26 protein-coding genes are annotated in these 26,461 nt (G+C 70.7%); 11 read left to right on the top strand and 15 right to left on the bottom strand.

Translation table 11 applies throughout. The annotated features are described in order from the left end of the window. Window positions 1-68 precede the first annotated feature (68 nt). The 7 genes from OHT76_RS29910 to OHT76_RS29880 are packed head-to-tail and all read left to right on the top strand — an operon-like array spanning window position 69 to window position 7,457. Window positions 69-1,115 (top strand): radical SAM protein, encoded by a 1,047-nt coding sequence (locus OHT76_RS29910; protein WP_328873960.1) that lies wholly within the window; start codon window positions 69-71, stop codon window positions 1,113-1,115. Further along, the gene (locus tag OHT76_RS29905; protein ID WP_328873959.1) at window positions 1,099-2,034 is read left to right on the top strand and encodes a hypothetical protein; all 936 of its coding nucleotides are present in this window, start codon (window positions 1,099-1,101) and stop codon (window positions 2,032-2,034) included. Before OHT76_RS29910 ends, OHT76_RS29905 begins: the two co-directional genes overlap by 17 nt. Beyond that, entirely contained in the window at window positions 2,024-2,716 is a 693-nt protein-coding gene (locus OHT76_RS29900; protein WP_328873958.1) for an iron-containing redox enzyme family protein, read from the top strand. The genes OHT76_RS29905 and OHT76_RS29900 overlap by 11 nt, the downstream gene beginning before the upstream one ends. Continuing rightward, a complete protein-coding gene (locus OHT76_RS29895) occupies window positions 2,709-2,915 on the top strand; it encodes an aroma-sacti cluster domain-containing protein (RefSeq protein ID WP_328873957.1) in 207 nt (68 codons plus the stop codon). The genes OHT76_RS29900 and OHT76_RS29895 overlap by 8 nt, the downstream gene beginning before the upstream one ends. Beyond that, window positions 2,891-6,010, top strand: coding sequence for an adenylate/guanylate cyclase domain-containing protein (locus OHT76_RS29890; RefSeq protein ID WP_328873956.1), 3,120 nt, complete (start codon window positions 2,891-2,893; stop codon window positions 6,008-6,010). Before OHT76_RS29895 ends, OHT76_RS29890 begins: the two co-directional genes overlap by 25 nt. Beyond that, window positions 6,007-6,828, top strand: a complete 822-nt coding sequence (locus tag OHT76_RS29885; RefSeq protein WP_328873955.1) for a S8 family peptidase — start codon at window positions 6,007-6,009, stop codon at window positions 6,826-6,828. Before OHT76_RS29890 ends, OHT76_RS29885 begins: the two co-directional genes overlap by 4 nt. Then, window positions 6,828-7,457: a GAF domain-containing protein gene (locus tag OHT76_RS29880; RefSeq protein WP_328873954.1), complete on the top strand. Its 630-nt coding sequence runs from the start codon at window positions 6,828-6,830 to the stop codon at window positions 7,455-7,457. Before OHT76_RS29885 ends, OHT76_RS29880 begins: the two co-directional genes overlap by 1 nt. Here OHT76_RS29880 and OHT76_RS29875 read toward each other — a convergent pair. Genes OHT76_RS29875 through OHT76_RS29865 form a run of 3 tightly spaced genes read right to left on the bottom strand, consistent with a single transcriptional unit; the run spans window position 7,438 to window position 11,331 of the window. Then, window positions 7,438-9,339: a S9 family peptidase gene (locus tag OHT76_RS29875; RefSeq protein WP_328873953.1), complete on the bottom strand. Its 1,902-nt coding sequence runs from the start codon at window positions 9,337-9,339 to the stop codon at window positions 7,438-7,440. The genes OHT76_RS29880 and OHT76_RS29875 overlap by 20 nt on opposite strands. Continuing rightward, window positions 9,340-10,284, bottom strand: a complete 945-nt coding sequence (locus OHT76_RS29870) for a hypothetical protein (RefSeq protein WP_328873952.1) — start codon at window positions 10,282-10,284, stop codon at window positions 9,340-9,342. Between the two features lie 24 nt (window positions 10,285-10,308). Continuing rightward, a complete protein-coding gene (locus OHT76_RS29865; RefSeq protein ID WP_328876654.1) occupies window positions 10,309-11,331 on the bottom strand; it encodes a pyridoxal phosphate-dependent aminotransferase in 1,023 nt (340 codons plus the stop codon). A 48-nt stretch (window positions 11,332-11,379) separates the two neighbouring features. Here OHT76_RS29865 and OHT76_RS29860 point away from each other — a divergent pair, with 48 nt between their 5' ends. After that, window positions 11,380-11,937 carry a glycoside hydrolase family 25 protein gene (locus OHT76_RS29860; RefSeq protein WP_328873951.1) on the top strand — a complete coding sequence of 186 codons (558 nt, stop codon included), beginning with the start codon at window positions 11,380-11,382 and terminating at the stop codon, window positions 11,935-11,937. Window positions 11,938-11,956: 19 nt separating this feature from the next. Here the strand turns inward: OHT76_RS29860 and OHT76_RS29855 are convergent, their stop codons facing one another. Together OHT76_RS29855 and OHT76_RS29850 are read right to left on the bottom strand one after the other, a co-directional pair. Continuing rightward, a complete protein-coding gene (locus OHT76_RS29855) occupies window positions 11,957-12,619 on the bottom strand; it encodes an NADPH-dependent F420 reductase (protein ID WP_328873950.1) in 663 nt (220 codons plus the stop codon). Between the two features lie 84 nt (window positions 12,620-12,703). After that, window positions 12,704-13,705 carry a zinc-dependent alcohol dehydrogenase family protein gene (locus OHT76_RS29850; protein ID WP_328873949.1) on the bottom strand — a complete coding sequence of 334 codons (1,002 nt, stop codon included), beginning with the start codon at window positions 13,703-13,705 and terminating at the stop codon, window positions 12,704-12,706. A gap of 101 nt (window positions 13,706-13,806) precedes the next feature. Here OHT76_RS29850 and OHT76_RS29845 point away from each other — a divergent pair, with 101 nt between their 5' ends. Further along, window positions 13,807-14,730 (top strand): AraC family transcriptional regulator, encoded by a 924-nt coding sequence (locus OHT76_RS29845; protein ID WP_328873948.1) that lies wholly within the window; start codon window positions 13,807-13,809, stop codon window positions 14,728-14,730. 1 nt (window position 14,731) lies between these two features. Here OHT76_RS29845 and OHT76_RS29840 read toward each other — a convergent pair whose 3' ends face one another. From OHT76_RS29840 to OHT76_RS29830, 3 genes are all read right to left on the bottom strand, one after another. Then, the gene (locus tag OHT76_RS29840) at window positions 14,732-15,172 is read right to left on the bottom strand and encodes a hypothetical protein (protein ID WP_328873947.1); all 441 of its coding nucleotides are present in this window, start codon (window positions 15,170-15,172) and stop codon (window positions 14,732-14,734) included. Window positions 15,173-15,245: 73 nt separating this feature from the next. Next, on the bottom strand, window positions 15,246-15,458 hold the full coding sequence (locus OHT76_RS29835) for an EF-hand domain-containing protein (RefSeq protein ID WP_328873946.1): 213 nt from the start codon (window positions 15,456-15,458) through the stop codon (window positions 15,246-15,248). A gap of 47 nt (window positions 15,459-15,505) precedes the next feature. Next, window positions 15,506-16,423, bottom strand: coding sequence for a helix-turn-helix domain-containing protein (locus tag OHT76_RS29830; protein ID WP_328873945.1), 918 nt, complete (start codon window positions 16,421-16,423; stop codon window positions 15,506-15,508). A 46-nt stretch (window positions 16,424-16,469) separates the two neighbouring features. Here OHT76_RS29830 and OHT76_RS29825 point away from each other — a divergent pair, with 46 nt between their 5' ends. Beyond that, window positions 16,470-17,102 (top strand): GNAT family N-acetyltransferase, encoded by a 633-nt coding sequence (locus OHT76_RS29825; protein WP_328873944.1) that lies wholly within the window; start codon window positions 16,470-16,472, stop codon window positions 17,100-17,102. A gap of 3 nt (window positions 17,103-17,105) precedes the next feature. Here the strand turns inward: OHT76_RS29825 and OHT76_RS29820 are convergent, their stop codons facing one another. The 7 genes from OHT76_RS29820 to OHT76_RS29790 form a co-directional block, all read right to left on the bottom strand. Beyond that, on the bottom strand, window positions 17,106-17,699 hold the full coding sequence (locus tag OHT76_RS29820) for an ADP-ribosyltransferase (RefSeq protein WP_328873943.1): 594 nt from the start codon (window positions 17,697-17,699) through the stop codon (window positions 17,106-17,108). A gap of 61 nt (window positions 17,700-17,760) precedes the next feature. Beyond that, complete coding sequence (locus tag OHT76_RS29815; protein ID WP_328873942.1) at window positions 17,761-18,942, bottom strand: YVTN family beta-propeller repeat protein; 1,182 nt, start codon at window positions 18,940-18,942, stop codon at window positions 17,761-17,763. Continuing rightward, complete coding sequence (locus OHT76_RS29810; RefSeq protein WP_443049852.1) at window positions 18,942-19,694, bottom strand: polysaccharide deacetylase family protein; 753 nt, start codon at window positions 19,692-19,694, stop codon at window positions 18,942-18,944. Before OHT76_RS29810 ends, OHT76_RS29815 begins: the two co-directional genes overlap by 1 nt. Before the next feature lie 61 nt (window positions 19,695-19,755). Next, on the bottom strand, window positions 19,756-20,259 hold the full coding sequence (locus OHT76_RS29805; protein ID WP_328873941.1) for an ATP-binding protein: 504 nt from the start codon (window positions 20,257-20,259) through the stop codon (window positions 19,756-19,758). 285 nt (window positions 20,260-20,544) lie between these two features. Next, window positions 20,545-21,312 carry an enoyl-CoA hydratase/isomerase family protein gene (locus OHT76_RS29800; protein ID WP_328873940.1) on the bottom strand — a complete coding sequence of 256 codons (768 nt, stop codon included), beginning with the start codon at window positions 21,310-21,312 and terminating at the stop codon, window positions 20,545-20,547. Window positions 21,313-21,361: 49 nt separating this feature from the next. Then, window positions 21,362-22,591, bottom strand: coding sequence for a L,D-transpeptidase (locus tag OHT76_RS29795; protein ID WP_328873939.1), 1,230 nt, complete (start codon window positions 22,589-22,591; stop codon window positions 21,362-21,364). Window positions 22,592-22,766: 175 nt separating this feature from the next. After that, a complete protein-coding gene (locus OHT76_RS29790; RefSeq protein WP_328873938.1) occupies window positions 22,767-24,011 on the bottom strand; it encodes a L,D-transpeptidase in 1,245 nt (414 codons plus the stop codon). A 152-nt stretch (window positions 24,012-24,163) separates the two neighbouring features. Between OHT76_RS29790 and glgX the strand changes: the two genes are divergently transcribed. Continuing rightward, window positions 24,164-26,401, top strand: coding sequence for a glycogen debranching protein GlgX (glgX, locus tag OHT76_RS29785; RefSeq protein WP_328873937.1), 2,238 nt, complete (start codon window positions 24,164-24,166; stop codon window positions 26,399-26,401). Window positions 26,402-26,461: the final 60 nt, after the last annotated feature.

The following is a 26,461-nucleotide window of genomic DNA, read 5'->3' as shown; positions in this document are numbered from 1 at the left end:
CAGGTTTACCAGCTCGTCGGGATGCGCAAAACTCCCTGTTCGGAATAGAACGGGGGAGGCGCAGTCGCATGCATCTGGCCGAGGTGCTCAGACTCCGGGCAATACCGGCGGCAGGTGTGTGCCTCGAGGTGACTCGCCGCTGTCCGCTGAAGTGCGCACACTGTTTCACCAATTCCTCGATGGCATCGCCGGAACCGCCGGCCGACCGGCTGCTGCGTTTCGCCGGGACGCTCGCCCGCCGGCCCCCGAGCATCGTGCTCATGTCCGGTGGCGAACCCCTGCTCAGGCCGCGGCTGGTGGCCGAAATCGCCGGTCTCGCCAAGGCCGCGGGTGCCCGCAGCTACGTCCTGTCCGGCGCGTACTTCGCCACCCGGCCGCGGATACCGGCCGCGATTCGCACCGCCATCAAGGCGGTTGACCACTTCGCCGTGAGCATGGACCCCTTCCATGAGCCCGAGGTGCCCAGGACCGCGGTCCTCGCCCTGCTCGACGAGCTGCTGTCCGAAGGAACCGCGGTGAGCGTGCAGACCGTGGACGGGCAGGCCGAAGAGCTGACAGCCCTGCTGCGGGACCGCTACGGCGACCGGGTGCCCGTGCTCGTCACGCCCCTCATCGCCGCGGGCCGGGCGGCGGACCGCCGACACCGTGCGGCGCCACCGACCGACAGCTCCGTGACACCGTGCGCCCTGGCGGCGTGGCCGGTGGTCACCGCCTCGGGGGCCGTGACCGCCTGTTGCAACGAGCAGGTCGTGGCCGGAGCGCCCGCACCGCATCTGCGACTGGGCCACATCGACACCGACGACTGGCCCGAGATACGCCGACGCACCCTCGCCCGCCCCATGCTGCGTGCGCTGCGCACCTTCGGCCCCGGCTATCTGGCGGCCCGCTGGGCGGTGGACCCCGAGTCCGGTCACTGCGCCACCTGCCGGCGCCTGCCCGCGGAGAACTCGAAGGCCGCCGCCGAACTGGACGCGCCGTTCGGCACCATCGCCCAGTCGGTCGTCGCCGCGTCGGTGCGTCAGGGCGGCGCCGCGGCCTTCGCCCGCCGGTACGGCGTCCCCGAGTATGCCGAGCTGGTTGTGGGAGGCGAACCCGCCCATGGCCCTGACCAGTAGCGACATCGCCCGGATCAGGGCCGACCGGGGCAGTTCGGCGCTGCTGTTCCTGACCGATCGCTGCCCTGTCGAATGCGCCCACTGTTCGGTCGGTTCGCTGCGCTCCGGACCGGGCATCAGCGACTGGCCCCGCTTCACGTCCCTGGTCGCGGGGCTCGCCGCGCACCGCAGGATCCTGGTGGTAGCCATCTCCGGCGGCGACCCGTTCGCGGAACGGCGAGGACTCAGCCATGCGGTGCGGGAACTCAGCGCCGCGGGCAAACAACTCGTGCTCCACACCAGCGGTTTCTTCGGGGCGGCGCAGTGGGCAGAGCCCGTGCTGCGGCGCACCGAGACCGTCGTACTCAGCACCGACCGCCACCACCGCGCACGGGTCCCGGACCAGGTCTGGCTCGCCGCCGCCCGGCTGATCCGCGCCTGCGGGGCCTGGCTGGTCGTCCAGAGCATCGAAGAGGACGCCGACCAGGCCGCTGAGCTGCTGCACCGTGCCTTCGGGCGGGGCTGGGCCGACTGGGCGGAGATCGTGCGACAGCCCGGACTGGCGCACGGCCGAGGGGCCGACTGGTATCAGCCGGCGCGCGCCTCCTCCGGTGAGCGGTGCGCCTTGGTGGGCACGCCGGTGGTCCGGTACGACGGGACGGTGACCGCCTGCTGCAACGAGACGGTGATCATGGGGGGCGGGCCGGACCGGCTGCGCCGCAAGGCGGCCACGGCCGAGGAGTTGCACTCCGCCCTGGACAGCCTCGACGACGATCCGCTGCTGTGGGCCGTCGGCGCCACCGGGCCCGCCGCCCTGCGGCCCGGGGCAGGACCGGACGGCATCTGCGCGCAGTGCTGGCGGGTGCTCGAGCACGGCACCGGCTCCCCCGCCTTCACGAAGGCGCTCCGCGGCCTGAGAGAGGGTGCTCATGACGTCTGAGAGCAGCCTTCTGCAGCTGAAACTGGACCACGCCGTGCCCGCACTGGAGAGCGCCTCGCGACGGGCCTGGGACCGGCCCGACGCGGACCGCTTCAGGGAGTACCTCGCCGTCTGTCACATGGCGACGCGGGCCACCGTACCCCTGCTGGAGTTCGCCGTCGCCGAGTGCCGGGCGCGGCCCGCGACGGACGGGGTGGCCGCCCGGCTCGTCTCCTACTACCTGGCGCAGATCGAGGAGGAGCGCGGCCATGACGCCGCCCTCCTCGACGACTTCACCGCGGCCGGAGGCGATCCCTCCGCGCTGCTGCGACGGGTCCCTCGCCCGGAGATCGCCGCCCTGGTGGGGGCCCAGTACTACTGGGTGCGGCACAGCCACCCCGTGGCGCTCGTCGGCCATATGGCGGTGCTGGAGGGCTACCCTCCCCCGCCGGCCGTGCTCGAACGCATCCGGCACGCCACCGGGCTTCCCCCCGCCTGCTTCCGCACCCTGGCCGCGCACACCGAACTCGACCGCCACCATCGCAAGGAACTCGCCGAGCTGCTCGACTCGTTGCCGCTCGACGACCGGTGCCGCTCGCTCGTCGGGATCGCGGCCCTGCACGCGGTGCAGCTGCTCGTCACCTCCGTGGACCGTCTCGCAACGCTCGACATGTCGCAGGAGAGGACAGGCACGCATGAGTGAACACCAGGGCCAGGACCCGCTCGACCGGCTGCGCAGGGCGGGCATCCCGGTGGACCACATGGTGGATCCGCAGCGAGAGGTACTGGCCTCGCTCACGGACGAGGAGATCGAGCTGCTCATCGCGCTGCGGCAGCGGCTGGACGAGGCGACTCCCGACGTGATGGCGCACTCCGAGTGGGCCGGAGGTGTGGTCTGGTAACCGTCGCGGACTGCGCAGCGTGCGGGCGGCCCGGCCTGGCCGAGGCCCGGTACTGCCCGTACTGCGGAGAGCCGGTCGCCGAGGACGACCCGTACGAGACCAGGCGGGTCGTCTCCGTGGTGTTCTGTGATCTGGTCGGCTCGACGGCCCTCAGCGAACGAATGGACCCCGAGCCGCTGCGTGCCCTGGTCGGGCGCTACTACGAGCGGATGCGGCGCGCCCTGGAGCAGCACGGCGGGACGGTGGAGAAGTTCATCGGGGACGCGGTCGTCGGGGTGTTCGGGGTGCCCGAACTGCACGAGGACGACGCCCTCCAGGCGGTACGCGCGGCGGTCGCCATGCGTCGGGAGGCCGAGCAGCTCGACCGCGAACTGAGCGGGCGGCTGGGCGAACGGCTCGCGGTGCGGCTCGGCGTGAACACCGGAGAGGTGATGGCCTCCGGTTACGGCTCGAACGTGCGAGTGACCGGGGAGATGGTGAATGTCGCCGCCCGCTTCCAGCAGGCGGCCGGACCGGGGCAGATCGTCGTCGGCGCCGCGACCCGCGCCCTGGTGAGCGGGGCCGTGCGCCTGGAGTCCCTGGCTCAGCTACGGCTGAAGGGGAAGAGCGCGCCGGTCCCGGCCTGGCTCGTGCGCGACGTCGACCCCGAGGCCGGCGGGATCGAGCGCCGGATGACCGCACCGCTGGTGGCACGGGAACCGGACCTGCGCTTCCTGCGCAACAGCTTCGCCCACGTACGCGACAGCGGCATGACCGCGATCGTCACCGTCTACGGCGTCCCCGGCATCGGCAAGTCGCGCCTGGCACAGGAGTTCCTGGGCTGGGCCGGGAGCCGGGCCCAGGTGTGCTCCGGACGGTGCCCTCCGTTCGGCCGCGGCGCTTCCCTCGGCCCGCTCTTCGGCGTACTGGCCGAACTCGCCCGCTTCGACCAGGTCGATGAGGAGCTGCGGGCCGCGGCCGAGGCGCTCTGGGCGGGAGCGGTCGAGCACACCCCGGACGATGTGCTGTGGGTGGCCCGCCGGCTCCTCGCGGCCGTGGCGGTCCAGGGCCCCCTGGTCGTGGTCCTCGACGATGTGCAGTGGGCACAGCCGCTGCTGCTCGATGTCCTCGGCCGGCTGGCCGACTCGGGGCGTGACATCCCGGTCCTGCTGCTCTGTCTGGCCCGGCTCGACCTGCTGGACAGCCGCCCGGACTGGTCCGGCGGCAAGCTGTCGGCGGCCTCCACCGTGCTGGCTCCGCTGCACCTGGAGGCCGCCCGGCAGCTGGCCCGGGACCAGTTCGAGGTGACGCTCCACGATCAGGACGCGGAGGAGACCGTACGCGGCATCGCCGCCCGCTCCGGCGGCAACCCCCTGTACATCGAGCAGTTGGTGAGCGCGGTCCGTGACGGATCCGGCATCGACGCGCTGCCGCTGACCATCCGCGCGCTGATAGACGCGCGCCTCCAGCGGCTCGACGCAGTGGACGGCGCCATCCTGCAGTGGGCGGCCGTACACGGCATGGAGTGCTCGACAGGCTTGCTGGAGGGCCTTCTGGAGGGTCTGCTGGATGCCACCGCGCTCCAACCCGAACTGGACCGGCTCGCTCACCGCCAACTCCTCGACGCCGTCGGCCTGCACACCTACCGCTTCCGCAATCTGCAGATCCGCGAGGTCGCCTACGAGTCCATCCCGAAGCGGATCCGGGCGCAGATGCACGAGCGGGTCGCCGAACTGCTCACCGAGTTCGACGGGGACGCGGCCTACGAGTCCGGCGATCACCTGGAACGCGCCCTGGCCTACTACCGGGAGCTGGGCAGGACCGAGGACGCCGAAGGACTGCGATCCCGTACGGCGGCCGCCCTGCGCACCGCGGCGTCGCGGCAGCTCAGCCACGGCGATCTGCACACCGCCGCGGATCTGTTGGGCCGCGCCCTGGACGCGGCACCCGAGGACGATCCGGCCCGCAGCGCCATGCTCACCCAACTGGGCACCGTGCTCGTCGCCACCACCCGGCTCGGGGAGGCCCGCACCGCGCTCCAGCAGGCCGCCGCGCTGGCCGAGGAACGCGGCGACCGGGCCGCGCTGGCTCATGCCCGGCTGGGTCTGGTGCAGTTGCCCGCCGCGCAGGCGACGCCCGAGGATCTGCTGCGGGCGGCGTCCGAGGCGGTGACCGTGTTCACCCAGGCCGCGGACGCACGGGGGCTCGGCAAGGCGTCCTCGCTGATCGGGCAGGTCCATCTCGCGGACGGCCGCTATCGGCAGGCTGTCGAGGCCTTCGAGCGCGGCCGCCCGGACGGCGCCGCCGTGGCGGACGAGTTGCACGACGCCCAGAGCATAGGCGGGCTCGCCTTCTCGCTGTGGCGCGGACCCACGCCCGCCACACAGGCTGTCGAGGAGTGCGAGAAGTTGCTGTCCGGGGTGCCCGCCTCCTGCCGTCTGGTGCGGGTGGCGGCCATGTGCCCGCTTGCGGTACTGCTGGCCGGCCGGTCGCAGTCGGCGCGGGCCAGTGAGCTGCTCGCCGAAGCGGAGCACATGGTGGGCGAGTTCTCCCATGAGTTCGCCCGGATCTCGATCTCCGTGTTCATGGCGATGGTGCACTCCTTCGCCGGTGAGCTCCCCGCCGCGGAGCAGCGGCTGCGCGAGGTGTGCGAGGCCCTGAGCCCCTTCGGCGGCGCCCAGCACGCGGCGGCGGCCGGTGACCTGATCCGGGTGCTGCTGCGGCTCGGCCGGCCCGACGAGGCGGTCGACGTACTGCGTTCACGGCCGGAGTGGAGGGACGACGAGGGCGACTTCCCGGCGGGCTTCTTCGGCGCCCGGGCGCGGGCCGAACTCGCCGCCGGACGCACCAAGGAGGCCGAGGACTGCGTGCGGACGGCGCTGCAACTCGCGGCGGCGACCGACTCGCCCGAGATCCAGGCCGTCGCGCTGCTGGACCAGGCCCATGTGCTGCACGCGCTGGGCAGGCAAGAGGAGGCATATCGGGCGGCGGAGCGAGCTCATGCCCGGTACCGCGCCAAGGAGCACCTGGCGGGCATGGCCGAGGCCGAGCAGATGCTCCGGCAGACAAGCGGCAGCCGCACCGGGAGCCCGATCATCCGGGAGGACGGCCGATGACCGCCGAACTCACCCTGTCCTGGCGGCTCGGCGACGGCCCCGCGGCAGCCGCGCGCGAGCCGGTCACCTGGCCGCACCCCGTCACCAGGGAATGGGCCTGGGGCGACGGCCGGGGGGCCGGTGCGCGGGTCTGCATCCTCGACAGCGGGGTCGAACAGGGGCATCCGCGGGTCGGCCCGGTCCAAGGGGCCTACGCGGTGCAGGAGGGCCCGGACGGAGAACTGACCGTGGTGGAGGACACCGAGGGCGATGTGTGCGGCCACGGCACCGCCTGCGCGAGCATCATCCGCTCCCTCGCCCCCGCCTGCGAGATCTTCAGTGTCCGGGTGCTCGGCCTCGGCTACTTCGGCAGCGGAGAGGCACTGCTCGCCGGATTGCGCTGGGCACTCGCGCAGAACTTCGACGTCATCAACATGAGTCTGTCCACCACCAAACCGGAAGTGGCCCGCGAGCTCTACCACTTGGCCGACGTCGCCTACTTCCGCCGCAATGTCATCGTCGCGTCCGCGCACAACATCCCGATCGAGAGCTTCCCGTGGCGGTTCGCCTCCGTGATCTCGGTCGGCAGTCACCGCAGTCCCGATCCCGAACTCCTGGTGCACAACCCGGCGCCACCGGTCGAGTTCTTCGCCCGCGGGGACCAGGTTCCCGTCGGCTGGCTGAACGGCGGCCACATGGTGTGCAGCGGAAACAGCTTCGCCACCCCGCACGTCAGCGGCATGTGCGCACGCATCCTGGGCGCACATCGCGGCCTGACTCCGTACCAAGTAAAGACGCTCCTTCACCTGATCGCGGGCCATGTCACGGAGGGAACCTGATGGAGGGACCAGACCTCGCCCGGCTGCTCGACCGGACCGGCGCCGGGCAGGCGCACCAGTTGCTCCTCCAGTCGATCGCCGAGACGACCCGGTCGGTCTGTGACGCGCAGGCGTGCTCGATTCAGCGACTCGACACCGCCAGCCGGGAGTTCGTGTTCGAAGCGGTCGCGGGTCAGGGGCATCCCACGCTGGTCGGCCGCCGGTATCCCTCGGACCGGGGGATCGCGGGCTGGACGCTGCTGTCCCGGCAGTCGGTCGTGGTGGACGACGTGTCCACGGAGCCCTCCTTCGCCAAGGACGTCGCCGAATCCACCGGCTACGTACCGCACTCGATCGTCGCCTTTCCCCTGATCAAGGACGACATGCCGGTCGGGGTGCTGGAGGTGCTCGACGCCGATCTGGACGGGCGGCGCGGTATCCGCTCGCTGGAGTTCATCGCGCCGTTCGCCGGCCAGGCGACGATCGCGATGCAGCTCGTCGAGCGGGACCGCACCCTCGGGACGGCCGTCGCCGAGAACTCCGAGTTACGCGAACTCCTGGCGCTGACCCAGGAGTTCAGCAGCCTCAGCGGCCCGAAGCGGGAGACCGCGCTGCGGCTGCTCGGGCTGATCAGGGAGTTGATGACCTAACCGGCAGGTGGGACTGCCACCAGTCCAGGAGCGCCGCCGCGCGGGCCTGCCTGACGGTCGGTGGTGCGGCGCCCACGCCGTGCCCGCACCGGGCCAGCACCGCGAACTCCGCGGGCACCCCCGCCTCCACCAGCCGGGCGAACAGCAGCCGTGACTCGGCGGGCGGACACCGCAGGTCGCGCTCCGCGGCCAGGACCAGCACGGGAGAGTCGTTGTCCAGCGGTACGGTCAGCGGATCGGGCCGCTCGCCCGGACCCGGGCCGCCCTTCCAGTACCCGTCGGTGACCTGGATGCCCAGGTCGCTGCCGGTGCGGTGGAAGTCCCAGCCGATGATGGCACGCTCCACCACGGCAGCCTTGATCAGCGGGGTCGCGCTCCACAGCAGGGCGGCCAGATAGCCGCCGTACGACACTCCGTGCACCCCGACCCGGTCACCGTCGATCCCGGGCATCGCCACCACCGCGTCGAGCACGGCGCGTACGTCCTCCAGATCGAGCACACCGGGGGCGCCGAGCAGTGACGCGGTGAACTCCGCGCCACGCCCCGCGGAACCGCGCGGGTTCAGATAGAGACCGGCGTAGCCGCGGGCGGCCAGGCGCTGTACATCGGGTGGGATCACCCAGCCGGCCTGGGCGCCGGGGCCCCCGTGCAGCCAGACCACCAGCGGAGCGGGCGATGCCGAACCGTCCGCAGGGGGCACCAGCCAGGCGTCGACCCCATTGACGGTGAGCGGCCGGACGCCGCCCCGCTCCCCCAGGGAGACCGGCTCCCGCACCGGGAGCGCCGGCTCGACGGGCTCGGGCAGCGCGGCCCTCGGCAGGAAGAACACGTCCTCCGTCGATGCCCCCTGGCGCACGAGCGCCACGATCCCGCCGTGGCCGGCGTCGTACGCGTCCACCTCGCACGGACCGTCGAGCAGCCGCCGCTGCCTGCCCGGTCGTGCGGGGTCGAGCAGCAGCAACGGCACGGCGCCGCGGGCGAGTTGGGCGGTGAGCAGCAGCTCCCCCACCACGGACAGCCCGTGCACCCGGGAGGTGAGCGGATGGGCGACATCGACGCTGGCGGGGTCGGTCAGCCGGCCCTCGGTGGTGTGGACGGCGCCCACGCTGCCGCATCCCGCAGCCTCGGTGAGCGCCACGAACGCCACCGTGCCGTCCGGCAGCCGCGTCGAGGCGGCGGGCACCAGGTCGGGCTCCGTGAGGGCGACCTCGTGGCCGGTGTCGGGGTCGAACCGGAACAGCTGTGCGCCCAGGTCACGGTAGCGGTCGTCGTGCCGGTCGGCGACGTAGAGCAGGCCCTCCGCGCTCCAGGACAGCTCACGGCAGTCCGTGGCGGATTCGACGATCACGGGCTTGTCGTCACCGAGGGCGAAGACATGCACCCGGCGCACATCGTCCGCGAGCCAGCCGCGACCGTCGCGGTCGAACCCGAGCCGCCGGCTCCGGTGCAGCGTGGGCGGCGCCTCGGGGAGCGCCGCACACGACCAGGCGAACTCTTCTCCGTCCGGCCGCCATACCGGCTTGCCACCGGAGAGCATGGGCGCCGTGGCGCGGAGGACCGTATCCGTCTCTGGGTCGATCACCACACAGAGCTTGCCCTGGTCGGCAGCGGCGAGGCCCAGTAGCCGGGGCCTGTCCGGGCCGGGGGAGAAGCTCAGTGCGGTACAGCCGGTGTGCAGCCCGGTCCAGGTGCCGGCTTCGTCCGTCGGGCGGATCCAGGTGGAGATCCGGTCCTGGTCCGCGGCCGGATCGGGAGTGAGCACAGAGGCGGCCACCAGCGAGCCGTCCGCCGACAGCGCCACCTCGGTGACCACACCCGGCTGCGGCGGCAGTCCGAGGCTCAGCCACTCATGCGCCACCTCACGGAACGGGGAGTCAGCCACTCAAGGCCCTTCCTGTACGGGAATGATCAGCGGCCCCCGGCGCAGGGTCACGGTGTCGGGGATGAGCGGCTTGAGCCGGTGGGGCTCCCCCGGCGAACGGAGATTGCGCTGGCCCAGTGCCTCGTACCAGCCGTCGGCCGCTTCCGAAGTGACGTTGTCCCAGGCGTAGTGCCAGATGGGCCGCTCGACATCGGCGTCGGCATCGATGGGTTCGACCTCGGTGGCCCCGTGCAACAGGCCGACCTCCTCGACCCGGTTGACGAACACGGTGAAGGGCGTGTCCTCGGCCATGTCCAACTGATAGGCGACCGCGTAGTCCTCCATCAGGGTCCGGTAGTGCGGCAGTTGGAAGGTGAGGTTCCGACTGGCGGGCACCTTGTCGAGGATGTCCCTGATGTCGAGGCCGTGGTCCCGGCAGTAGGCGCGTCCGTCGCAGAACACGGGCCAGCCGCCGCGGACATTGACATTGGGGCCGTACAGATTGGAGCCGAGCGGCTCGACGATGTCGAAATGCGCCTGCTGATTCGCGCGGAAATCGAGGCCGTAGCCCATGAAGTTCACGTTGACGCCGTAGCCGTCGAGCAGGAACTCGATGGGGCTCAAGTCGAGCTTCAGGGGGTTGAGTTGGCCGGGGTGATGCTCGCACAGCAACTCGAAGACCTGCTCGCAGAGTTCCCGGCGCAGTCGCCTGGTCCACTCCACGGCTGTGGTCCAGGACAGCCCGGCGGCCCGGAAGGCGGGAACCGCTCCATGGATCAGTGCCAGGCCCGGTGCTGCCGTGGCCGGGTTGAGGCGCTCGGCCACGGCCTGCACAAGGTCGGCCGGGGGATGCCAGGTGGGTTCTCCTGTCGGGGCGGTCACCATGGCGGGGGCGATACGGAACAGGACCCCGACGGGCGGATTTAATCGGCTGAAACCGGTGTCCGGTTCTGTCGTCGACGACACAGCACGTGCTTAATGCGTCGCCTGTCACATGTCAACACCCCCTGGGTCGGGGGCGGGTGGGCCGGGCGGCGTGTCGGGGAGGTCCGGGAACACGGCGCGGATCCGCTCACCGGCCAGCCGTGCGGATTCGACCGTCGAGCCGATCAGACAGGCCCGGACCGATGGCGCCTCGGCCCCGAAGGCACTACCAGGTCCGACGATCACGCCGACCTCCGCCAGCGCGGACACCGCGTCCTCCTCCGCTGCCGGCACACGGAGCAGAACATGCGGTCCCCACCCGGCATCCGCCGTGCCGACTCGCCCGAGAAACGCCGCTCGGACGGCCTCGATCTCCTCGTGCGGAGCGCGCAGCAGAGCCAGTCCCCCGGCCTCCAGGAAGTACCCCCACACCCGCTGCCAGTAGGCCGGCGGGGCAGGCATGGCGCTGTGCGGTCCGACGCTGCCGGGATCCTCCCGCACCACCCAGCCGACACCGGCCCCCGGTCCTGCGATCTTGTGCAGGGTCCCCACCCGAATCACTCCCGGCGGCAGTTCGACGCGTCCTGCGTACCAGGTGTAGGCGGTATTGCAGATCACGCGGACGCCCCGCCGCACGGCCGCGCGCAGGTCTGCCAGAAAAGCGGCGTCGGGCTGCCGGCCATCGGGATTGCGGCAGGGCGTGGTCACCCAGAGGGCGGCTCCGCCGGGCACCTCGCGCACGCGGTCCCAGGGCAGGAACCGTACGGGGACCCCGTGCGCGGCGAGGGTGTCGGGCACTCCGAGAAACGTGGGCCGCTCGACGACGACGTGAGAACACCCGCGCACCAGCGCAGGTGCCGCCGCCCGCACCCCGGAAGTGACGACCAACTGGTCAGCCCTCGCCCCCGTCACTCGGGCGAGCTGCTCCCGGAGCACCGGATCCCCTTCAGCAGGCGCCCAGCACGACGGGTCGGCCACCGCCGCGGCCCGCGCATGGGCCTCCTGCCACACCTTCAGGGCCCCCGCCGGCCACCTGGGCCACGCCCCGCCGAGATCGATGACATCGACGATGCCCTGTTGGGTATACACCGACTCCAACCCCCCGTCCCCCACTGACATCTCAGGGAGCACCCCCACATGCTGCGCGGCATAGACGTGAGCGCCTACCAGTCCTCCGCCTACGACACCGACGGCCTCTCCTTCGTCTTCATCAAGGCAACCGAGGGCCGCTCGTACGTCAACCCCAAACTCTCCGCCCAGACGAAGCGAGCCCGCGAGGCGGGCCTGGTGGTCGGCTTCTACCACTTCCTCTGGCCGGGCAACCTCACAGCCCAGGCCCAGTACTTCGTGAAGCACGCCCCGGAAAAAGCGGGCGACATCCTCGCCGTCGACTGGGAGACGACAAGCAACGGCACCCACGCGACCAACGCGGAAAAGGACCTGTTCATCCGCAAGGTGAAGGAGCTACGGCCGAACAATCCCGTCGTGCTCTACGCCAACCGGCACTTTTGGCTGACCATCGATACGACCTCCTACGCGGGCGACGGCCTGTGGATCGCCGACTATGTCACCGCGGGCAAGCCCCGCATCAAGGCGAAGTGGCGTTTCCACCAGTACACGGACGATCCGCTGGACAAGAACGTCGCCGACTTCGAGAGCAAGGCCGCGCTGCGAGAGTGGGCCAAGAACGCATGAGGGCGAGGATCGGGCGGGCTCAGGCCCGCCACTCCGGCTTGCGCTCCGGGGTCGCCTCCGCCAGCGCCTTCGTCACGCCCTCCACCCCGGCCCGCAGACCGTAGACGGGCGTGTCGGGCTGCTGGCGCCAGGAGTCGTCGAGGCCGCCCGTGTCGACCGTGTCGTAGCCGAGTTCCTCGATCAGGGCACGGACCTTGGACTTCGCCGGCTCGTCGTCGCCGGCCACCGGGAGGGCGATGCGGTCGGGGGCGCCGGCCGGGCGGTGGCGGTCGAGGAGGTCCTGGGCGTAGGTGCCGTTGAAGGCCTTGATGACGGGGTGCCCGATCTGCCGTTCCGTCCAGCGGCTCTCCGTCAGGCCCTCGTCCTCGATCCCGGCGATCCTGCCGTCCCGCTGCTTCGGGTAGTAGTTGCCGGTGTCGATGACCGCGACACCCTCCGCCGCCCCGTCCAGGACCCCTGTCGGCAGATCCGGTACGGCCTTGAGGGGAATGGTGATCACCACGATCTCGGCGCCCCGCGCGGCCTCCTTCACCGGCACGGGGGTCGCCCCGGTCTCCGCCGCCAGCTCCGTGAGCGTCTGCGGTCCGCGTGAGTTGGCGACGGAGACTTCGTGGCCGAGGGCGGTCAGTCGCCGGGTGAGGTTGCCGCCGATGTGACCCGCGCCGATGATGCCGATCTTCATGTCAGCCCTTCCGAGGTATATGCACATGCATTCTTCTGATGTTGTGCGTCAACCTCGGAGTGGTTGCGGGTATTCCGGCCGCCCTCAGATCCGTACGACGATCTTGCCCGTGTGCCGATTGGACTCCATCAGCCGGTGCGCGTCCCGGATGCTGTCGAGGCCCTCGAAGACCTCCGCGACGACCGGCCGGAAGCCGCCGTCGGCGAGACCGGCGTTGACGAAGGCGATGGCGCGGCGGCGGCCGCCACCGGTGTCGGTGAGGGCCATGTTGGCGTACGTGTGGATCGTGAAGGGCCAGTTGAAGGGGATCTCGGCGGGGCGCCCGTCCAGCCAGCCGTAGAGCACGACGGATCCGCCGGCCGCGAGCCCATTGGTCAGCGCCCCGAAGCCCGGGCCGCCGATCCCGTCGAAGATCACCTCGACGCCCTGTCCGCCGGTGAGCCGCTTGACCTCCGTGGCGACCGCGTCCCCTTCGGCCTCCCCGGTGACGATCACCTCGGCCGCCCCCACATCGAGCAGCTGCTTCCGCTTGGCCTCGGTGCGCGTGGTGGCGATCGGAATCGCGCCGATCCGCCGGGCGACCTGGACGGCCGCGGTGCCGACGCCGCTGGAGGCGCCGGTGACGAGGACATGGTCGCCGGGCTTGAGTCCGGCGGTCTCCAGCAGGGCCCCGTAGGCGGTGCTGTACGTCATCCAGGCCGCGGCCCCGGTGACCGCGTCGACGGAGGCGGGGCGAGGGACGACGGACGACTCGGGCAGGACGAGGCGCTCCGCGTACACGCCCTGGGCGCTCATCTCGATGCCGGGCCCGGTCATCACCGGGTCGCCGACGGCGAGTTCGGTGACGCCCTCGCCGACCGCCTCGACGACGGCGGAGGCCTCGTAGCCGAGGCGGGAGGCGGGGAGCGTGGGCTGGTAGTAGTAAGTCCCGGCGCGGAAGAGGGCGTCGGCGCGGTTGAGGCCCAGCGCCTCGACACGGAGGGCGACTTCACCGGGGCCGGGCTCGGGGACGGTCGCGTCCTCGATCGTCATCACGTCGGGTCCGCCGAGGTCATGAAAGAGCACGGTGCGTGCGGTCGATGTCATGCAATCGACGGTACGGGCGAGCCTGGAGACGATCCATGTCTGTCGATCCTCCATTCATGTCCGTTCGTCTCGCCTCTTGACCGGCTGGCTATCGTACGGACATGGATGTCCTCAGCGACGCGGTCGCCGCCATGCGCACCGGACGACCGCACTCCTCGCGCAACGACATGTACGGGCCCTGGGGCATGCGCTTCGAGGCCTCGGCAGGCGCCGGGTTCCATGTGCTGCTCAGAGGGTCGGCGTGGTTGATCCCCGCCGAGAGCGAACCGGTCGAACTCGGGCCGGGGGACGTGGTGTTCCTGGCGAGCGGCTGCGGACACGGCGTGGCCAGCGGTCTGGACGTACCGATGGAGGAGGTACGGCTCAAGGACGACGGCACCTGGCCCGAACTTCCGCCCGATCCGGTGGGGTCGGGCCCGCCGACCACGGTCATGCTGTGCGGCGCCTATCACCTGGACCGCTCCCGCGCCCACCCGCTGCTGACCGAGCTGCCGGAGGTGGTGCATCTGCCCGCCCGTGTCGGCACGCACCGTTCGCTGCGGGCGTCGGTGGAGCTGCTGGGCGCGGAGCTGGCGGAGCCGCAGCCGGGCTCGGACACCATCGTGACCTCGCTGCTGGACACCCTGCTGCTGTACATCCTGCGGGCCTGGTGGCAGGGGGAGGCACGGACCGACGGGCACCCCACGGGGTGGGCGGCCGCGCTCGCCGACCCCGCCGTCGCGACGGCGCTGCACGCCCTCCACGACGATCCGGCCCGCCCCTGGACGGTGGAGGAGCTCGGCGCCCACGGCGGCCTGTCCCGGGCGGCCTTCGCCCGCCGGTTCACCACACTGGTCGGGGCGCCGCCGCTGACGTATCTGACCTGGTGGCGCATGACGACGGCGGGCCGGCTGCTGCGCGAGGAGGACGCGCCGCTGCGCCAGATCGCCCAACGCACCGGCTACACCTCGGAGTTCGCCTTCGCCAAGGCCTTCAAGCGGGAGTACGGAGTGGCCCCGGGTCAGTACCGGCGCCGGGCCGCATGAGTCAGTTGTCGAACCACACCACGAGGCGCACATGGTCGTCGCCGTAGAGCCCGGCGAGGGTGCGCATCACCTCCCACACCGGTGCCCACCGCTCGTCCTCCAGAACCACTTCGCGGCGCGTGGGCGGATCCTCGCCGGAGGCCTTCACATCCCAGTCGGCGCGCTGCAGTTCGTCCCAGCCGATCCAGGACGGGCTGTGCCAGTCCGGGTCGTCGAAGGCCCGTCGGGTCGGGGTGGACGCGTCCTCGGGCAGGCCCCGGCCGGCGGCAAGCGGGGGGCAATCCCAGCCGTTGCGCACACCGAACAGACAGCCGAAGGAGGCGTAGTTACGGCCGTGGTAGAGCAGCTCGAGGTCGATGGCGCAGTCCCAGTCGTCCTCGTCGTAGTCCCGGGCGCCGTGGCCCGAGCGGCACTCCACCCTGCCGTGAATGTCGCATCCCATGGCCTGATCCTCACCGCCGAAGGGGCGCCCCGCCAGGCATTTTCGCCGTGGCCGGGCGCCCCTTCCACACGGGTCACTTGCTCAGGTACGACCAGAACTCGTCGAACGACAGCACCTTGTCGCCGTTGAGGTCGCGGTCCTTGATGACCGCCTCCGCGACGGCCTCGGTGACGTTCCAGTCGCCGCCCTGGGCGAGGGCGCTCTTGAACTCGGCCGCGGTGATGAAGCCGTCACCGTCCGTGTCGATCCGCTCGAACTGCTTGCGTGCCTCGTCGATGTCCGCCACCGATCCGCCCCTTCGTCATGCTTACTGCCGTGATTGCGAAGGTCAGATTAGCCGTCCGCCCGCGATCGCAGCGCAGCGACCACCCACGCGAACTCCTCGGCGTGCTCGATGTCCGGCTCACGGCCGTTCACGAGGGCGATCAACTGACGGTAGCGATTGGCCTGCGCGTGGAATCCGGCCTCCAGCCGGTCGAGTACGGCAGCCCGGTCCGTGTCCGGGCCGAGCAGCTCGTCCAGGACCGGTTCCGCCTCCGGCGCATCGGGGGCGATACCCCTGTCGCGGGCCCCTCCGGCCAGCTCCACCAACCGCTTGAAGAACCACATCGAGGCGCCGGGCGGGGTGTCCGACCCCCGGTCGCGCGCGTTGAACTCCACCATCTGCCGCATCCGCGCCCGGAATTCAGGGTCCTGGACCAGCTCCGCCAGCTCCACCCACGCGTCCACCTGCTGCGGACTCGGGTCGTCCGGCAGGTCCACGGTGACGTGCCGCATCCGGTGGCTGATGTCCGGGTCCACCCCGTCGAGCCCGTGGAACACCTCCTCCACGAACTCCTCCATGATCCGCCTCCGCTCGGCGGCCGACAGCCGTGCCAACTTGTTCATCAGCGTCATCTCCTCCGCGGTGGAACCGCGTCGCGCCACGGACGACAGCACCGCACGGGTCACCTTGAGCGACCGGATCTGCGCGTCCAGCGCCCGCACATGGGCCGCCGCGACCTCCGCCACGGTCGTCTCCCCGGCCAGCACCTTCCGTACGTCGCCCAGGCCGAGGCCCAGCTCCCGCAAGGTCCGGATCAGCTCCAGGCGGGCGGCGGACTCGGCGTCGTAGAGCCGGTAGCCGCCCGAGGAGCGGGTCACCGGCGTCAGCACGCCCTCGTCGGACCAGTAGCGGATGGTGCGCACCGTCAGCCCGGTCGCCCTGGCCAGTTCGCCGATGGTGAAAAGTCCGGTGCCGTCGTCGATCATGTTTGGGAGTCTGGGCCTTCCAGTGGGTGGAGACTCAAGGAGCGCGATGGAGAGCCTGGCGGACATTCTCGACTCCGCGGCGCGCGGGGTGTTCCCGCCCGCCGACGGCAGCACGACCGTCGTGCCCCAGCACTCGCCCCGGGACGCGGGCGTCCTCGCCTTCACCGCGCACTCCGTCGTCTTCACGGACGAGGATCCGGACTGGGTGTACGACACACTCCGCGCGGTGGACTGCGACGCGCTCGCCGCGACCATGAACGCCCGGTTCCTGGCCGCCTTCATGGAGCGGACCGGACGCACCACCGACACGATCGACGTGATGCTGGTGGGCTCGCCCCTGCCCGGGCGGCCGGACATGGAGCTGACAGAGATCGAGGACCCCCGGCATCCGCGGGTGGTGTCCTCGCGAAGGCGGCGGGACGACGTCCGCGTGTGGGCGGCGGAGGGCGCGGTGCTGGTCCTCGGGCGCGGGATCGGCGGGCGGCTGGAGGTCGCCGTGGAGGTGGCGGAGGGGGTACGGCATCGAGGGCTGGGGCGGGCGTTGGTCGTCGCCGCTCGGCAGCTCGTCGGGGAGCCCGTCTGGGCTCAGGTCTCGGCGGGGAACGCCCGCAGTCTGCGGGCGTTCCAGGCGGCCGGCTATCGGCCCGTGGGCTCGGAGGCGCTGTTCATCCCCCGGTAGGGATCAGTGCCAGGCCTCGTAGTGCGGGTTGCTCTCGCAGCCGCTCATGATCTCGACCTTGGTCGACTTGTTCACCGGGCAGACGCCGATGATGTACTTCCGGTCGATGCCGCCGGGGAAGGCCACCTCGACCTGGTCGGCCCATTTGTGGGTGTCACCGATGGTCTTGTTGACGTCGATGCCGCCCGGGGCGTCGATGTAGTAGTTCCAGCCGGACTTCCACCACTTCTTGTACAGATCGTGGTCGTACGTCGTGGACACGTACGGCGAGGGCTGGTTGACGAGGACGTACTGCTCCACGTCGTACTGGCCGTTCAGCACATCCTTGGGCTTGAAGCCCTCCTCGAAGACGACCGAGGGGCCGCGGCCGTCGGCGCGGTAGAGGGTGCCGCAGCTCTTGCGCCAGACCGGCTCGGGGGTGATGCGGCCGACGTCGACGCGGCGGTCGGCGGCGGCCTTGACCGGGTCGTCGAACTGGACGGGACAGTCGGCGGGAGCGGGGGCCTTCGCCGGTGCGGTGGCCGCCGTCGTCGCGAAGACGGCGGCCAGGGACAGGACGACGGCAGCGGTGCGCCGCCGAAGACGGGATGTGATCATGGAGAGCACAATTCCGGTTCTGCGGCGGCGCGTTGTGGACGTTCACCCGTAAGGCGGCGTGTCAGCGGAAGATGCCCGTGTGCCCCAGCGAGTACCGCCCCGGCTGCGGGTACACCGCGAGGCCGTGCGGACCGCTGCCGACGGGGATACGGGCGAGCTGGGTGCCGTTGCGGGTGTCGATGGCGTACACCTCGCCGTCGTAACGCCCCGACAGCCACAGGACCTTGCCGTCCGCCGAGACTCCGCCCATGTCGGGGCTGCCGCCGTCGGGCAGCTGCCACTTCTTGGTGAGCTTGTTCTGGGTGAAGTCGAAGACGGACACCGAGCCCTCGCCGCGGTTGGAGACATACATCTCGCGGGAGTCCCGGCTGACGTACAACCCGTGGCAGCCCTTGCCGGTGGGCAGCAGCTTCGGCTCGTCGAACTTCTCGCCGTCCAGGACCCACATACCGTCGGCCATCATGTCGGCGATGTAGAACTTCTTGCCGTCCGGGGAGATCTTGACGTCCTGCGGCATCGCGCCGTCGAAGGGGAGCTTCTGCTGCCCGATCACCTTCATCTTCTCGGTGTCGACCTTCAGCAGTTCACCGCTGAACTCGCAGGAGACGATGAAGTACTTGCCGTCCATCGAGAAGTCGGCGTGATTGACGCCGTAGCAGGTCACCGGCTCCGTCTTGATCCGCTTCATGGTGTGCGGGTCGCGGAAGACGAGCTCCCGGTCGAGGGAGGCCATCACGACGGCGTGCTTGCCGTTGGGCGTGAAGTAGAGGTTGTACGGGTCGTGGACCTCGACCTCCTTGCCCGCCTTGCCGGTCTTCGGGTCGATGGGGGTGAGTGTGTGGCCGCGGTTGTTGTTGACCCAGAGGGTCTTCATGTCCCAGGAGGGGACGACGTGCTGGGGCTGACGGCCCACCGGGATCGTGTCGATGATCTCGTACGTCTTCGGGTCGATGACCGAGACCGTGTCGGACTCGGTGTTGGGGACGTAGACCCGGCTCGGGAAGTCCTTGACCACCGGGGAGAGCTTGTTCGGGCGGTCGGCGGCGTACACGTCCTTCGGGTCCAGCACCGGGGGCATCCCCGGCAGTCCCTGGACCGGCTGCTTCTTCGGCGGGGCGGGGACGGCCGCGGCCTTGGTGGTGCGGGCCTCGGCGGTCTTCTCCCGGGTCTCGGTGCCACAGGCGGCGAGCGTGGCGAGGGCGGCGCCCGCGATCAGGGTGGCCTTCACAAGGGTGTGGTGCATCAACTGAACAGCTCCGTGGTGGTGACGGCGGTCAGTCCGCGGCGGGCGAGGTCTTCGAGTACGGCGGGGAGGGCGGCGACCGTGTCCTCGTAGCCGAAGTGCAGGCTCACGATCGAGCCGGGGCGGATCTCGGTGGTGAGGGTCTGGCTGATGGCGGCGGGGCCGGGCCCGGTGAAGTCGAGGGAGTCGACGTCGTAGGAGAGGACCTGCGGGTAGCCGGCGTCGCGGGCCAGACGGGCGACCAGGGGGGAGGCCCGGGCCGCTCGGGAGGGGCGGAACCAGGTGCCGATGGAGCCGGTGAGGCGTCTGAGGCGCTCGGCGCAGTCGGTGATCTCGGCTCGCGCCCGCGCCTCTTGCATCGCGTTGATGTCGAGGTGGTGCTGGGTGTGGTTGCCGAGGTCGTGGCCGGCGTCGAGGATGCGGCGGGCGAGTCCAGGGTTGGCGTCCAGCCAGGTGCCCACGGCCAGGACGGTGATGTGGGCGCCGTGCCGTTCGGACTCTTCGAGGACGGCTTCGGCGGTGGCGGGGTCGCCGTTGCCGTGGAAGGTGAGGGCCACGCGGGGAGCGGTGCCCGGGCCGTGGGTGAGATGGGTGGGGTGGCCCGGAATACGGCGGGGGGTTCGGGCGGTGGGGGGCTTGGGCGCGGTGGGGTGGGCGGCGGCGCCGGTGGTGGTGCAGGCGGCGGTGAAGGCCGCTGCGGTGACTAGTCCGGCGGCTGCTTGGAGCACCGTCCGGCGGTCGGTCTGGGTCACCTGCCCTATTTAAGGGGTGTTGTGGGTGAATTCCGGGGATTTTCGCCCCCGCCACCTCAGGTCAGCGGTCCGCCACCCGCATCTCGAACCAGGTGGTCTTGCCCCTCGGCAGCAGATCCACGCCCCAGCGGTCCGCCAGTTTGTCCACCAGGAACAGGCCCCGGCCGCTGATGTCCATCTCCTGCACCGGCATCAGACACGGCAGGCCCCTCGACGGGTCACGGACCTCGATACGGATCCAGCCGCGGCGGCGGCGCATACGGAGGCCGAAGACCCGGGCTCCGGTGTGGCGTACCGCGTTCCCGACCAGTTCCGAGACGAGTAAGACCGCGTCTTCCGTCATCTTCGCCGTCAGGCCCCACTGGCGCAGTACGACCACCTGGGCCAAGCGGCGGGCCGTGGCCGCGGATTCGGGGCGGGAAGGGAGCGGAACTTCCGCCTCCGTGGGATTGCCGAACAACTCCAGCGCCTTCAAGGCGTGTTCGTCCTCGACCGCCGGCGACCAGCGCGCCGCGGTCGCACGGCCGTGTCCCCGCGGCTGTTCGATACCCTCCAGCCCCGCCATGCCCCCATCATGGCCGCCCAGAGCACCCTCCGGGGCCGTTCCTGCGGAATACGCCCCCCGGAATCCACCATTCCGCGAGCGCCGATTGGCATATGACGCAGGCAGTTCAGGGTCTGCCGCAACCCTTCCGACCTGCGACGGAGGCTCTGTTGATGGCAATCGACGGGCCTCCTCGACAAGACAGGCTTAAGGCTGCCTTAAGGCTCCCATAAACCGTCCCATCGAGGGACCCGGATCAGACATCGCGTCAATTGCAAGGGGTTCCGCGGGATTCGGCGGAGTGGATCAGAGGAACTTGGCCTTGCCCGGGCCCTCTTCCACGAAGCTGCGCATACCGGTCTCACGGTCCGCCGTGGCGAACAGGCCCGCGAACCAGTTTCGTTCCACCGCGAGGCCGGTCTCGATGTCCGTCTCAAGACCGGTGTCGACGGCCTCCTTCGCCGCGCGCAGCGCCATCGCCGGGCCCTGCGCGAGCTTCGCGGCCCAGGCGTGCGCGGCGGTGTACACCTCCTCGGCGGGGACCACACGGTCCACCAGACCCAGCGTCAGCGCCTCGTCCGCCTTGACCATACGGCCGGTGAAGATGAGGTCCTTCGCCTTGGACGGGCCGATCAGCCGGGACAGCCGCTGGGTGCCGCCCGCGCCCGGGATCAGGCCGAGCAGGATCTCGGGCTGGCCCAGCTTGGCGTTCTCCGCGGCGATCCGGAAGTCCGCGCACAGGGCCAGTTCGCAGCCGCCGCCGAGGGCGTAGCCGGTGACCGCGGCGACCACCGGCTTGGGGATGCGGGCCACGGCGGTGAAGGAGTCCTGCAGGGCGCGGGCGCGCAGGACCATGGCCGTGTGGTCCATGGCCTGCATCTCCTTGATGTCCGCGCCGGCCGCGAACACCTTCTCGCCGCCGTAGATGACCACGGCGCGCACATCGTCGCGCCGGGTCGCCTCCTCGGCGAGTTCCTTGAGGCGGTCCTGGGTGGCGACGTCCAGCGCGTTCATCGGGGGGCGGTCCAGGCGGAGCGTGCCCACGCCCTCGGCGACTTCGAGATTCACGGTCATGCTCCGCAGGTTAACGGTGACTAACGCCCGCGCAGAAGGGCGGGTCCCGCTACTTCGTCCACTCCTCCCACGACATGTTCCAGCCGTTGAGGCCGTTGTCGGGGGCGATGGTCTGGTCGTTGGAGTTCTTCACGACGACCACGTCGCCGATCATGGAGTGGTTGAAGAACCAGGCGGCCGGGGTTCCGCCGTCGTAGGCGCCCTTCACATCGCGCAGGCCCACGCAGCCGTGGCTGGCGTTGTAGTTGCCGAAGGCGTCGCCGCCCCAGTAGTTGCCGTGGATGAAGGTGCCGGACTGGCTCAGTCGCATGGCGTGCGGGACGTCGTCGATGTCGTACTCGCCGTCGTAGCCGACCGTGTCGCCGTTCATCCGGGTCTCGACGAACTTCTCGGTGATGACCATCCGGCCGTTCCAGGTGTCGTACCCGGGCTTGCCGGTGGTGACGGGGATGGTCTTGACGACCTTGCCGTCCTGCGTGACCTTCATCTGCTTGGTCTTCACGTCGACGACCGAGACCTGGTCGCGGCCGATGGTGAAGGAGACGGTCTTGTCCTGCTTGCCGTAGACGCCGTCGCGGCCCTCGACGCCGTCGAGGTTGAGGTCGACGGTGACCTTGGTGCCTTCCTTCCAGTACTTCTCGGGGCGGAAGTCGAGGCGGTCGTTGCCGAACCAGTGGCCCTGGACGTCGACGGCCGGCTCGGTCTTGATCTTCACGGCCTTCTTGACGTCGTCCGGGTTGGTGATGCCCCGGTCGAAGCGCAGGGAGAAGGACATTCCGACGCCGACCTTCGAGCCGTCCTCGGGGGTGAAGCTGCCGAGGAAGGTGTTCTGCGGCGTCAGGGTGGTGAAGCTGGAGTCCTCGGCGGCCTCACGGCCCTCGGAGTCCTTGGCGACCGCGTGCACGGTGTACTTGGTGGACGCGGCGAGGTGAGTGGACGGCGTCCAGCTCGCGCCCCCGTCGGTGATCTTCCCGGGTATCGCCTCGCCCTTGGCGTCCTTGACGACGACCTCGGACAGCTTGCCCTTGCTCGCACTGACCTCGAGGGCGCCGCTGGTGTCGACGGACTTGGCGCCGTCCTTCGGGGCTATGGAGACCACGGCCTGCGACGGCTTGCTCTCGGCCTTGCCGGAGTCGCCGCCCTTGCCCTTGCCGTCCCCCGAGCCCGAGTCCGAGCCGCCACCGCAAGCGGTGACGGCCAGCAACAGACCCCCGGCGAGCACTGCCGTAAGCCGCCTGCGCGCGTCAACCGACGCCCCCGATATCGGTCGCACGTTCAAGTCCTTCTCTCCCCTCGCCGGGCCTGGTCAGGCCCCGCCCCCACGCGTCAAGCACGCGCTCGGCGCATATTAACCACAAGGTCATCCGCGTCGGCGCCCCGCGATTGTCACCGTTCCGTACCGAGTTCTGTACCGACTTCGACGGAAAGGCGTATCAAGTGGCTCCCCTGTCCTGTTACTTCACCGCACTTCCGGCCTTCCACTCCTTCCAGCCCATATTCCACCCGCCGAGGCCGTTGTCAGGAGCGACCTTCTTGTCATTGCTGTGGACGACCTCGACGACATCCCCGATCAGGCTCCGGTCGAAGAACCAGCCCGCCGGAGTGTCCGAACCGCCGCCCTTGACGTCCCTGAGCCCCACACAGCCGTGGCTGACATTGACCTTCCCGAAGGCGTCCGGCGCCCAGTAGTTGCCGTGCAGGAAGGTGCCGGAGTCGGTCAGCCGCATGGCGTGCGGGACGTCCGGGATGTCGTACTCGCCCTTGCCGTCGTTGTCGGTGAAGCCGACCGTCGCGCCGTTCATCCGGGTCACTTCGAGCATCTCGGTGACGACCATCCTGCCGTTGTAGGTGGTGGTCTTGGGGGCGCCGGCCGTGATCGGCACGGTGGCGAGCAGTTCGCCGTCGCGCCGTACGTCCATGGTGTGCTTGGCCGCGTCGACCGTGGAGACCTGGTGGCGGCCGACGGTGAAGGAGAACGTCTTGTATTGCAGGCCGTAGACCCCGGACGCGCCCTCCACATCACGGAGTTTGAGGGAGACGGTGACCTGGGTGCCGGGCTTCCAGTACCGCTCGGGGCGGAAGTCGAGGCGGCCCTTGCCGAACCAGTGCGGGCGGATCTCGACGGCCGGGCGGGCGGTGACATGGACGGCGCGTTCCACGGCGGCGCGGTTCTCGATCTCCCGGTTGAACTCCAGGGAGACGATCATTCCGGTGCCGACGGTGGAGCGGTTCTCCGGGGAGACGTACCCGATGAACCGCTCCTCGGGGACGTAGGTGGTGAAGGTGGTGTGCCGGGCGGAGCGGCGGCCGTGGCCGTCCAGGGCCACCGCGTCGACGGTGTACCGGGCGGCCAGCGCGAGTTGTCGGTCGTCGGGTTCCCAGCGCAGTCCGTCGGCGGAGATGTGCCCGGGGACCGGGGTCTCCTGTGCGTCCTGCGACTTGACGACCTTCACCGACTCCAGCCGCCCGCTGGGCACCCCGACTCGCAGCGTCTCCTCGGGACGCACCCCCCGGCTGCCGTCGTCCGGGGTGACTCTGATCACCTCCTCGGGTGCCCGGGGTTTGCCGAGCCCGCCGAGGCCGACCCCGCCGGTGGCGTCCGAAGTGCAGCCGGCGGCTCCGGCCAGCAGTCCTGCCCATGTCAGTACGGCGGCCAGTGCGGCCCCCGCGCGCCGCGCGCGCCCTTGTACGTGCCTCACAAGGATCCCAACGACCGGGCACGCTCCGGGGAAACGTGAGTGCGAGCCAAGGGCTGGGCAGAACAGTGGGGAGGACGACGCGACGGGGAGCCGCGGCCCGGGACTCCGCGCGCCCGTTGGCACGTCTGTCCAAGAGCCGTGGGAGGCCGAAGGTGACCAGCAGCGCAGCCGAGCGTGAGGCGGTGGCTCAGGAGCGGGCCGCCGAAGGCGCCGTTTTGAACGGATCCCCGCGCCGGACGCCGGGCGTGCCCGTGTGGCCGGGTGCGCCGACGCCGCTGGGCGCCCGCTTCCGGGTGGGCCCGGACGGGGTGGCCGGTACCAACTTCGCGCTGTGGGCGGGCGGCGCCGAGGCGGTCGAGCTGTGTCTGTTCGACGAGTCGGGCAAGGAGACCCGGGCCAAGCTGACCGAGCTGACGCACGAGATCTGGCACGGCTTCGTGCCCGGGGTGATGCCGGGCCAGCGTTACGGCTTCCGGGTGCACGGCCGCTGGGATCCCTGGACCGGCGCCCGCTGGAACCCGGCCAAGCTGCTGCTCGACCCGTACGCCCGCGCGGTGGACGGCGACTTCGGGCTGCCCCCCGAGGTGTACGGCCATGTCCGGGACTGGCCGCAGCAGCAGGTCGCGGACACCGTCCGGGACGACCGGGACTCGGCGCCGTACGTCCCCAAGGGTGTCGTGGTCCACGATGACGACGACTGGACGGACGACCGCCGGCCGAAGACGCCGTGGGCGGACTCGGTCATCTACGAGGTGCATGTACGGGGGTTCACCAAGCTGCACCCGGGCATCCCCGAGGAGCTGCGCGGGACGTACGCGGGTCTCGCGCACCCGGCGGCGATCGAGCACCTGACCAAGCTGGGCGTGACGGCCGTGGAGCTGCTGCCGGTCCATCAGTTCGCGCACGAGGACCATCTGCTGCGGCGCGGCCTGAAGAACTACTGGGGCTACAACTCCATCGGCTACTTCGCCCCGCACGCGGCGTACGCGGCCTCGGGGACGACCGGTCAGCAGGTCGGCGAGTTCAAGCGGATGGTGCGCGCGCTGCACGAGGCCGGGATCGAGGTCATCCTCGACGTGGTCTACAACCACACGGCGGAGGCGGGCGAGCTGGGGCCGACGCTGTCCCTGAAGGGCATCGACAACCGCGGGTACTACCGGTTGCAGTCGGACGCGCGCCGGTACGCCGACTACACGGGCTGCGGCAACACCCTCCATGTGGTCCAGCCCCATGTCCTGCGGCTGATCACGGACTCCCTGCGCTACTGGGTCACCGAAATGGGCGTCGACGGCTTCCGCTTCGACCTCGCCGCCGCGCTGGCCCGCTCCATGCACGACGTCGACATGCTCTCGCCGTTCCTCGCCGTCATCGCCCAGGACCCGCTGCTGAGCCGGGTGAAGCTGATCGCCGAGCCGTGGGACGTGGGCTCCGGCGGCTACCAGGTCGGCGCCTTTCCCCCGCTGTGGACGGAGTGGAACGACCGCTACCGCAACGCCGTCCGCGACTTCTGGCGGGGCGCGCTGCCCGACGTACGGGATCTCGGCTACCGGCTGTCGGGCTCCAGCGACCTGTACGCGTGGGGCGGCAGGCGGCCGTACGCCTCCGTCAACTTCATCACCGCGCACGACGGTTTCACGCTTCGCGACCTGGTGTCCTACGAGCGCAAGCACAACGAGGCCAACGGCGAGGGCAACCGGGACGGCACGGACGACAACCGGGCGTGGAACTGCGGCGCGGAGGGCGAGACGGACGACGAGCGCGTACGGGCGCTCAGGCGGCGGCAGTTGCGGAACCTGCTGACCACCCTGCTGCTGTCCACGGGCGTGCCGATGCTGGTCGCGGGCGATGAGCTGGGGCGCACCCAGCGCGGCAGCAACAACGCGTACTGCCAGGACAACGAGATCAGCTGGCTGGACTGGGGACTGCTGGAGGAGCCGGGCTGGAAGGCGCTGTTCGAGCTGACCTCGCGGCTGATCGAGCTGCGTCACCGGCATCCGGTGCTGCGCCGCCGGGCCTTCTTCTCCGGACGGGCGCACTCGGCGGACGGGCTGCGGGATCTGGCCTGGTTCACCGCGCGGGGCACGGAGATGACGGAACGGGACTGGTACGCGCCCGCCGCCACGCTCGGCATGTATCTCTCCGGGCGGGACATCCCGGGCCGGGACGAGCGCGGCGCCCCGATCGTCGACGACAGCTTCCTGGCCGTCCTGCACGCCGGCGACCGCCCGGTCAGCTTTGTGCTGCCGGCGCCGCCGTGGGCGGAGGAGTACGAGGTGGTCGTCGACACCTCGCGGGAGGAACAGGGCGAGTCTCCGGGGCTGGTGCACCGTGCGGGGACGGCGATCACGGTGCCTGCGCGGGCGGTGTTGCTGCTGAAGGTGGTGGGGTGAGGAGTCGGTCGGCCCGGGCCGAAACTCGGTGGGCGTTGTCAGTGGCGAACCGTAGGCTCG

The sequence above is a fragment of the Streptomyces sp. NBC_00287 genome (assembly GCF_036173105.1).
Classification (GTDB): domain Bacteria; phylum Actinomycetota; class Actinomycetes; order Streptomycetales; family Streptomycetaceae; genus Streptomyces.
The sequence above is the reverse complement of the archived record's forward strand: the minus strand, read 5'-3'. Positions and strand labels throughout refer to the sequence as shown.

Bases quoted from the DNA above. Each gene is read 5' to 3' on its own strand.
- OHT76_RS29840 (WP_328873947.1), bottom strand. From the start codon at position 15,172: ATGGGATGCGACATTCACGGCAGGGTGGAGTGCCGCTCGGGCCACGGC.
- OHT76_RS29815 (WP_328873942.1), bottom strand. From the start codon at position 18,942: ATGCACCACACCCTTGTGAAGGCCACCCTGATCGCGGGCGCCGCCCTC.
- OHT76_RS29830 (WP_328873945.1), bottom strand. From the start codon at position 16,423: ATGATCGACGACGGCACCGGACTTTTCACCATCGGCGAACTGGCCAGG.
- OHT76_RS29860 (WP_328873951.1), top strand. From the start codon at position 11,380: ATGCTGCGCGGCATAGACGTGAGCGCCTACCAGTCCTCCGCCTACGAC.
- OHT76_RS29905 (WP_328873959.1), top strand. From the start codon at position 1,099: ATGGCCCTGACCAGTAGCGACATCGCCCGGATCAGGGCCGACCGGGGC.
- OHT76_RS29850 (WP_328873949.1), bottom strand. From the start codon at position 13,705: ATGACATCGACCGCACGCACCGTGCTCTTTCATGACCTCGGCGGACCC.
- OHT76_RS29820 (WP_328873943.1), bottom strand. From the start codon at position 17,699: ATGATCACATCCCGTCTTCGGCGGCGCACCGCTGCCGTCGTCCTGTCC.
- OHT76_RS29910 (WP_328873960.1), top strand. From the start codon at position 69: ATGCATCTGGCCGAGGTGCTCAGACTCCGGGCAATACCGGCGGCAGGT.
- OHT76_RS29895 (WP_328873957.1), top strand. From the start codon at position 2,709: ATGAGTGAACACCAGGGCCAGGACCCGCTCGACCGGCTGCGCAGGGCG.
- OHT76_RS29800 (WP_328873940.1), bottom strand. From the start codon at position 21,312: ATGACCGTGAATCTCGAAGTCGCCGAGGGCGTGGGCACGCTCCGCCTG.
- OHT76_RS29880 (WP_328873954.1), top strand. From the start codon at position 6,828: ATGGAGGGACCAGACCTCGCCCGGCTGCTCGACCGGACCGGCGCCGGG.
- OHT76_RS29825 (WP_328873944.1), top strand. From the start codon at position 16,470: ATGGAGAGCCTGGCGGACATTCTCGACTCCGCGGCGCGCGGGGTGTTC.
- OHT76_RS29855 (WP_328873950.1), bottom strand. From the start codon at position 12,619: ATGAAGATCGGCATCATCGGCGCGGGTCACATCGGCGGCAACCTCACC.
- OHT76_RS29885 (WP_328873955.1), top strand. From the start codon at position 6,007: ATGACCGCCGAACTCACCCTGTCCTGGCGGCTCGGCGACGGCCCCGCG.
- OHT76_RS29845 (WP_328873948.1), top strand. From the start codon at position 13,807: ATGGATGTCCTCAGCGACGCGGTCGCCGCCATGCGCACCGGACGACCG.
- OHT76_RS29900 (WP_328873958.1), top strand. From the start codon at position 2,024: ATGACGTCTGAGAGCAGCCTTCTGCAGCTGAAACTGGACCACGCCGTG.
- OHT76_RS29805 (WP_328873941.1), bottom strand. From the start codon at position 20,259: ATGGCGGGGCTGGAGGGTATCGAACAGCCGCGGGGACACGGCCGTGCG.